This window comes from Bacillus norwichensis (genome assembly GCF_014836955.1).
Lineage (GTDB): Bacteria > Bacillota > Bacilli > Bacillales > Bacillaceae_C > Siminovitchia > Siminovitchia norwichensis.
Window position 1 is genome coordinate 83136 of sequence record NZ_JACSPV010000016.1, and the last position, 7178, is coordinate 90313.

3 protein-coding genes and 1 pseudogene are annotated in these 7178 nt (G+C 40.8%); 2 read left to right on the top strand and 2 right to left on the bottom strand.

Annotation, left to right across the window (positions count from 1 at the left end; all coding sequences use genetic code 11):
- A complete protein-coding gene (locus tag H9631_RS11130) occupies positions 1 to 2127 on the top strand; it encodes a heterodisulfide reductase-related iron-sulfur binding cluster (RefSeq protein WP_191812777.1) in 2127 nt (708 codons plus the stop codon).
- A 660-nt stretch (positions 2128 to 2787) separates the two neighbouring features.
- Positions 2788 to 4350 (top strand): malate:quinone oxidoreductase, encoded by a 1563-nt coding sequence (locus H9631_RS11135; RefSeq protein WP_318246801.1) that lies wholly within the window; start codon positions 2788 to 2790, stop codon positions 4348 to 4350.
- A 53-nt stretch (positions 4351 to 4403) separates the two neighbouring features.
- On the opposite strand, the gene H9631_RS11140 is transcribed toward H9631_RS11135, so the two are convergent.
- Positions 4404 to 5837, bottom strand: coding sequence for a L,D-transpeptidase family protein (locus tag H9631_RS11140; RefSeq protein ID WP_404801734.1), 1434 nt, complete (start codon positions 5835 to 5837; stop codon positions 4404 to 4406).
- Positions 5838 to 6426: 589 nt separating this feature from the next.
- Positions 6427 to 6992: pseudogene (locus H9631_RS11145) on the bottom strand (IS256 family transposase); the annotation flags it as partial.
- Positions 6993 to 7178: the final 186 nt, after the last annotated feature.

Below are 7178 nucleotides of genomic sequence, written 5' to 3' on the forward strand. Positions count from 1 at the left end.
ATGAACTACCTAGTTTTACTTAACTGGTTTTTATTTTTAGCTGTAACAGGATACGGGACTTACCTTTTTATCACACTGTTAAAAACTCGTTATGAATTCATTAAGCTAGGAAAAAAAGTAGAGTTTAACCATAAACTGAAAGAACGTATCCAAGCTGTCATAGTAAATGTATTCGGTCAGAAAAAAGTTCTAAAAGATAAAAAGAGCGGTATGATCCATTTCATGTTTTTTTATGGATTTCTGCTCGTTCAGTTCAGTGCTCTGGATGTATTAATAAAAGGACTTTCCATAGGAGCTCATCTCCCTTTGGGAGCCACTTATCCATACTTTACATTCTTCCAGGAAATTGTTGTCGTGATGATCTTAATTGCCGCTGTGTGGGCCTTTTACCGGCGATATGTAGAAAGGCTTGTCCGCTTACAGAGAGGGTGGAAAGCAGGCCTTGTTCTCATTTTCATCGGTGGATTAATGGTTTCTAAAATCGGTCTAAAAGGGATGGAAAAAATTTGGCTCGATAAACCTTTAACTGGATTTGAGCCGATGGCATCAGGTGTTGCTTACATATTGTCAGGTATTGGACCAACTGCTGCATCCATTTTATTCTTTGTATTTTGGTGGATGCATCTACTCATATTACTCACATTTTTAGTCTATATTCCGCAGTCGAAACATTTTCACCTAATTGCAGGGCCTGTAAATGTATTTCTAGGTCGGACAAATCCGGTTGGAAAGCTTTCCTCCATTGACTTTGAAGATGAGACTCAGGAAGTGTTTGGCGTGGGAGCAATCGAAAATTTTAACCAAAAACAATTGCTCGATTTGTACGCCTGTGTGGAATGCGGTCGTTGTACAAATATGTGCCCAGCAACTGGAACCGGAAAGTTGCTTTCCCCCATGGACTTAATCATTAAATTGCGGGACCATCTAATAGAAAAGGGAGCAGTTGTCACATCTCTTTCTCCGTGGCTGCCAGCTTATGCTTTCAGTCATACACAGGGGAATATGCTGGCAAAAAAATCTGCTGAAACAGGCAGTGGCTCATTCTATGAAACTTCATTAATAGGTGATGTGATCACAGAAGAAGAAATTTGGGCCTGTACTACATGCCGAAACTGCGAGGATCAATGTCCTGTGATGAACGAACATGTGGATAAAATTATTGATATGCGAAGACATCTTATCTTAATGGAGGGGAAGATGGACCCGGATGCCCAACGAGCCATCCAAAACATCGAACGCCAGGGAAATCCGTGGGGATTAAACCGGAAGGACCGGGAAAAATGGCGTGAAGGCAGGGAGGATATTCATGCTCCTACTGTCAAAGAGCTGCAGAAATCAGGAGAAGAATTTGAGTATTTATTTTTTGTAGGCTCCATGGGTTCTTATGATCAAAGAAGCCAGAAAATTGCACAATCATTTGTGAAAATCTTGAACATTGCGGAAGTGAAATTCGCTATTGTTGGCAACAAGGAAAAGAATTCGGGCGACACCCCGAGAAGGATGGGGAATGAATTTTTATTCCAAGAGCTGGCAAGGGCAAATATTGAGATGTTTCTAAAGTATGGTGTCAAAAAAATCGTCACCATCGACCCGCATGCTTACAATACGTTTAAAAATGAATATCCCGAATTTGGCCTGACTGACATAGAAGTCTATCATCACACAGAACTATTATATGAGCTTTTAACGGAAGGAAAAATCACTCCAATCAGGGAAGTAAATGAAACCATCACTTTCCACGACTCGTGTTACCTTGGCAGATATAATGACGTGTACGACCCCGCCCGCGAAGTTCTAAAGCGAATTCCTGGCGTCAAATTGGTCGAGATGGAGAGAAATCGGGAAACGGCGATGTGCTGTGGAGCAGGTGGCGGGTTGATGTGGATGGAAGAGAAGGCTGGAGAACGAATCAATGTTGCCCGTACGGAACAAGCATTGGAAATGAAGCCGGGAGTGATTGGCAGTGGCTGTCCATATTGCTTAACGATGCTGAGTGATGGCGTAAAGGCAAAAGAGATGGAGGATACAGTGCAGACATTGGATGTGGCTGAATTATTAGAACGATCCATTGTAACAGTGGACGAAGAGATGAAAAGAAGAGAGAAAAAAGACTTCGTGCTTATTTGACATAAAAGAAGCCGGGAAAGGGTCAACTCTATGTCTTAGGCCACAACCTAGCTTTGAAGAAGAAGGCTTTCCCAGAACTGTTAATGGAAAACGAAAGCAAATGCACTTAATTGATTTTAGCTGTCTCACTAATAAAGACAGTTTGTGTTAAAGAGAGCGTAAACTTTATTCTATTGACTAATGTGACATGCGAATTTTTAATATGACCTACAATTTGTTCTGCATCAGGGATGAATTGTGGGTTTCTTTATATTGAATGCATATTAATCAGGACAATTTTGGGCGTGCTTTTTTAGTCTGATAACACTTTTTCAGCGTTGGCCTACTTCATCTAGAAGCACCTTACGAATGGCCAAAAAGGCACTCTTTAACGAGGCACAGACAAGCTTCATCTTTTTTAATAGTGCGAGCTCAGCGCCCGCTGAAGGAGTTCACTGGCAAAGAGAAAGCCGAAGTTTGATTCTACCCGACGAAGGTCTTGGTTTTTTTGTGTTTCAATGCCTCCTATGGACAAACTTCCCTCTTTTTTATTAGCTTTAAATAGGATATACTTATTATAGTACAGCAATGATTTTTATCGAAAAAAAGTTTAATAGACTAGGGTATGAGGTATAATTAAGTATAGAAAAGGTGTGTTCCTATGGAGGCGCCTTGTTTTTTGTGACAACTACTCTTTTTTACGCAAATATAGGGATAAGGAAGGTTGTAATGGGCAAGATACATGAAAAAACAGACATTATCTTAATTGGCGCCGGAGCCATGAGTGCGACTTTGGGATCTCTGTTGAAAGAATTAGCACCAGAGTGGGAAATCAAAGTATTTGAGAAACTCGGAAAAGCTGGAGAAGAAAGCTCCAACGAATGGAACAATGCGGGTACGGGCCATTCGGCTCTTTGTGAGCTAAATTACACGCCCCAGAAGCCGGACGGATCAGTAGACATCAGTAAAGCGATAAAGGTGAATGAACAGTTTCAGCTTTCAAGACAGTTTTGGTCTTATCTCGTTAAGAGCAATCTAATTAGCAATCCGGACGATTTCATCATGCCAATTCCCCATATGAGTTTAGTAGAAGGGGAAGAGAATGTAACGTTTTTGAAAAAACGTTTTGAGGCATTGTCAAGCAGTCCTCTATTCCAGGGAATGAAATTTTCTGATGATCCGGAAAAGCTGAAGGAATGGATTCCGCTTATCATGCAAGATCGTACATCGAATGAACCAATAGCGGCCACAAAAGTCGACTCTGGTACGGATGTTAACTTTGGTGCTCTAACACGTATGTTATTTGATCACTTAGAGGCTAAAAATGTCGAAGTTAATTACAGACACAGTGTTGAAGATATTAAACGCACAAGCGATGGCATGTGGGGAGTGAAAGTGCATAATATCGATAGCAATGTGTGTGAGTACCATGCTGCAAAATTTGTTTTTATCGGTGGTGGGGGCGGAAGCTTGCCTTTACTGCAAAAAACCGGTATTCCTGAATCCAAACATATCGGAGGCTTTCCAGTAAGCGGCCTATTTTTGGTCTGTAACAATCCAGAGGTTGTAGAGCAGCATCATGCGAAAGTGTATGGTAAAGCTAAAGTTGGTGCTCCACCAATGTCCGTACCACATCTTGATACCCGGTATATCGACAACAAAAAAACCTTGTTGTTTGGACCGTTTGCGGGCTTCTCGCCCAAGTTCTTAAAAACAGGCTCAAACCTTGATTTGATTGGTTCTGTAAAGCCGAATAATGTTCTTACAATGTTGGCGGCAGGCGTAAAAGAGATGGCACTGACAAAATACTTGGTTCAACAGGTCATGCTATCAAATGAACAACGTATGGAAGAATTGCGTGAGTTTATCCCAAGTGCTAAAAGCGAGGATTGGGAGGTCGTAACAGCAGGCCAGCGTGTGCAAGTCATCAAGGATACCAAAGCTGGTAAGGGCACCCTTCAATTTGGTACCGAAGTGGTCAGTGCATCTGATGGATCAATCGCTGCTTTGCTTGGTGCTTCTCCAGGTGCTTCTACAGCAGTTCATGTTATGTTGGAAGTATTGCAAAAATGCTTCCCGCAGCATATAAAAGAGTGGGAGTCTAAGATAAAAGAAATGATTCCTTCTTATGGTCAGTCACTAGTTGAAAACCCAGAGCTTTTCCAAGAAATTCTTACTTCTACATCGGAAACGCTGGGTCTGGCTGAGAATGTATCGCTGCATAAAAGTCAAAGCGTGTCATAAAGAGAAAAAGACGGCTCTTGTACTTCCTATTAAGGAGTACAGGAGCCGTCTTTTTAATAGACAATAACCGGGTCATAAGTGCTGAGATGTTCATATACGGTTTTCATCACATCCGGAGGTGTGTTAACACAGCCTGCCGAACCTTCTGTTAGATAGGCATTGCCAGCCCAGTTTTTTCTCCAATCAGCATCGTGGAATCCTTGTCCATCATTGGTAAACGGTGCCCAATATTTAACATCAACTGAGTAGTTAGGATTGCCTACAGCACTGCCCCTAAGGGTGTATGGTGAGGCTTTATAGAGAATGTACCAAACTCCAGGTGACGTCCCCTCATTGGTGCTCATTTTACCCGTCACTACATGTGTTGAGACAATCAATTTTCCATTCTTATAAATCCATATACGCTGATCTGCAATGGATACTTCAGCGTATGTATCTCCGATACCATTGTTTGCTGTTGTTTCATAGCCAATAGCATCATAGTCCCATCCGTTTCCATAAATATTGGAAGCAGAAATGGACTCCTTCCCTTTTTCAAAAGCCTTCTCAAGCATTGTCGTTTCTTTCTCAGCATCTATTGCCCAGCCATAACCCTGGCCCCTAACCGAGATGACCTTGCCTGAATGGGTCTTGAATTTAAAATCCTTGTTTAAGGTTGATTGAGACTTATTAATTTCATCTATTTTTTTCTGAATGTCACTTTCAGTAACCGATACCTTCCCATCATTTGAAACAGATGCCTTTTTAACTAGTTCCTTCGCTTGTAAGGTGTACACTTTATCCTGTACCTTATACTCGATGGATTGCTGTATGAAATCCTGCATCTTTTTCTCATTTTCTTTTATAATTGCGTTGTCCGATTTGATGGGCTGTATGAAAATAGGCTCCAAATGGATATCGCTAGTATACACCTGCTTTTCATAATCCTCTAATAAGGCGTCGATGTCATATTGTTTTCCATCCTTGCTTTCGGAAATGACAATTTTGCCTTGTTCCCATTTCACTTGAGCATCTACAGGTGCTTGTAAGCTCTTATTCATTAATTGGAGTTCTTTTTTTAGTTGTTTTTTTAGTGTTTCTGTTCGGAAGAGATCCGTTTTTTCAGGTGCTAACGCATAATCTTTTTCCTTCTTGGAAGGAAAAAACGTCCACTGCTTTTTCAGTAGGTTTTTAACTTTAGGCAGGTCCTTATCTGTAAAAGCCATCTGGGTATCTTTTTTATTTATAATCAATTGTTTCCCTATATAAACCCTGTTAGCTAACTTGGATGTTTTTAATTTATCCGTTACCTGATCAGCAGTCAGCCCACCAACCTTGATGCCGTTAATGGTAATGTTTGAATTGAACCGGGTTGCTTGATAATAGCTCATTCCCGCTAATATGAGAGCGATAATGATGATCGCTCCAATAATGATAAAATTACGCTTTGAAGGCTTTTTTGATTGGCTGCTCCTTTCTGTTTGAATAGGTTCATTGACAGAACTCATAAACATTTCCCTCCGTTACTGTGCGACCAGCAATCTGCTAGTTATATTACAAATCTATTACAATTATACTACAATATGTTTGCTAAGGAATTTGTCGGATTTTGTAATGTGTGAAATTTTTAAAAACAATTAGTATAGGTCTATGTAAGGGGTTAACCATTTATTCCTTGACAATGGAACTGTTCGTTTGGTTATCAGAAGGCGTTTTATGAATGTCTAAAAAGCCCTCAGAGAGGAACGTTGATCTGTTCCCTTAGGTGACAGATAAAAAATACAAATCTGTTTGTCCTTAGCGAATTGAGTTCAAAAAATCAAATCAATGAGTTAAGGTGGGCCGATTTGTATAAAGTTTCTTTTAGGTATGAAGTGATAATAGTTGAATAGTGGAGTGCCGAGACTAGAGCCGAAAATTCGAGAATAAAGATATTTATTTGAGGTAATGTGAATAAGCGGTTCAGTCATATAATCATAATGGGTTCGGCCTAACATCAAGAAGAGGAAGGACATGTTCGCCGGTGTTTTGACAGTTAGGGCAAGAAGCGAACCATGATGATTATATTATTAGGCGAACCGAACGATTCAGTTCATTGTAAAGAGTGGAGTTAAGTAAGGGGTAGTACATTAATTTACATACGATGACTTGAGGAAAAATGACCTTAGTACCTTCCTCTAACCCACTGACTCCATCCATTGAAAGAAAAAAGATGTTTTCCACGCCCCATGCCTTGATTTCATCGAAGATCTGCATCCATTTGTGCTTGCTCTCCGTCTCGTTCAACCATAGGCCTTGCCTTCCATGGTATAGCCTAAGATCGTATAGACGGCATATTTCTTTGATTCATACTGGTTCCGGATGGTGGTAAACATGCAATCTACAAAGACAAACGCATAGCAGTTGCTTAACGGACGCGTTTGCCATTCCTCCAACTCTGGAAGCACATGATCAGTAATATCCGATATCATTTCGTGGGAAACAGAAAAACCATAGATCTCTTCAATCGTTGAAGAAATATCCCGTTGTGACATCCCACGTGCATACATGGAAATTACCTTGTTTTCAGGCGGACACGTCTTTTTTGCGCTTCGGTATCAATTGAGGATCAAAGCCCGATCACGCGGCACCTTAACGTCCACTTCTCCAGCGCTTGTTTTTAACTTTATTCAGCAGAAGTCTCCCACATCTGTAAGTGGTGAGATGAAAGCATATTGGTATTCCATTCAGTGGGGGTTCAAACCCCGGCTGAATAAAGTAAAAGCCTTCGGAGGATGCCACAGATTTTCAGAGGAAACAATCGGGCGACGTTTCTCGTCGCCACCGTCTAGAATGAAAACTGATTCTTA

Excerpts from the sequence above, each read along its gene's own strand:
- H9631_RS11140 (WP_404801734.1), bottom strand. The coding sequence starts at position 5,837 with ATGAGTTCTGTCAATGAACCTATTCAAACAGAAAGGAGCAGCCAATCA.
- H9631_RS11130 (WP_191812777.1), top strand. The coding sequence starts at position 1 with ATGAACTACCTAGTTTTACTTAACTGGTTTTTATTTTTAGCTGTAACA.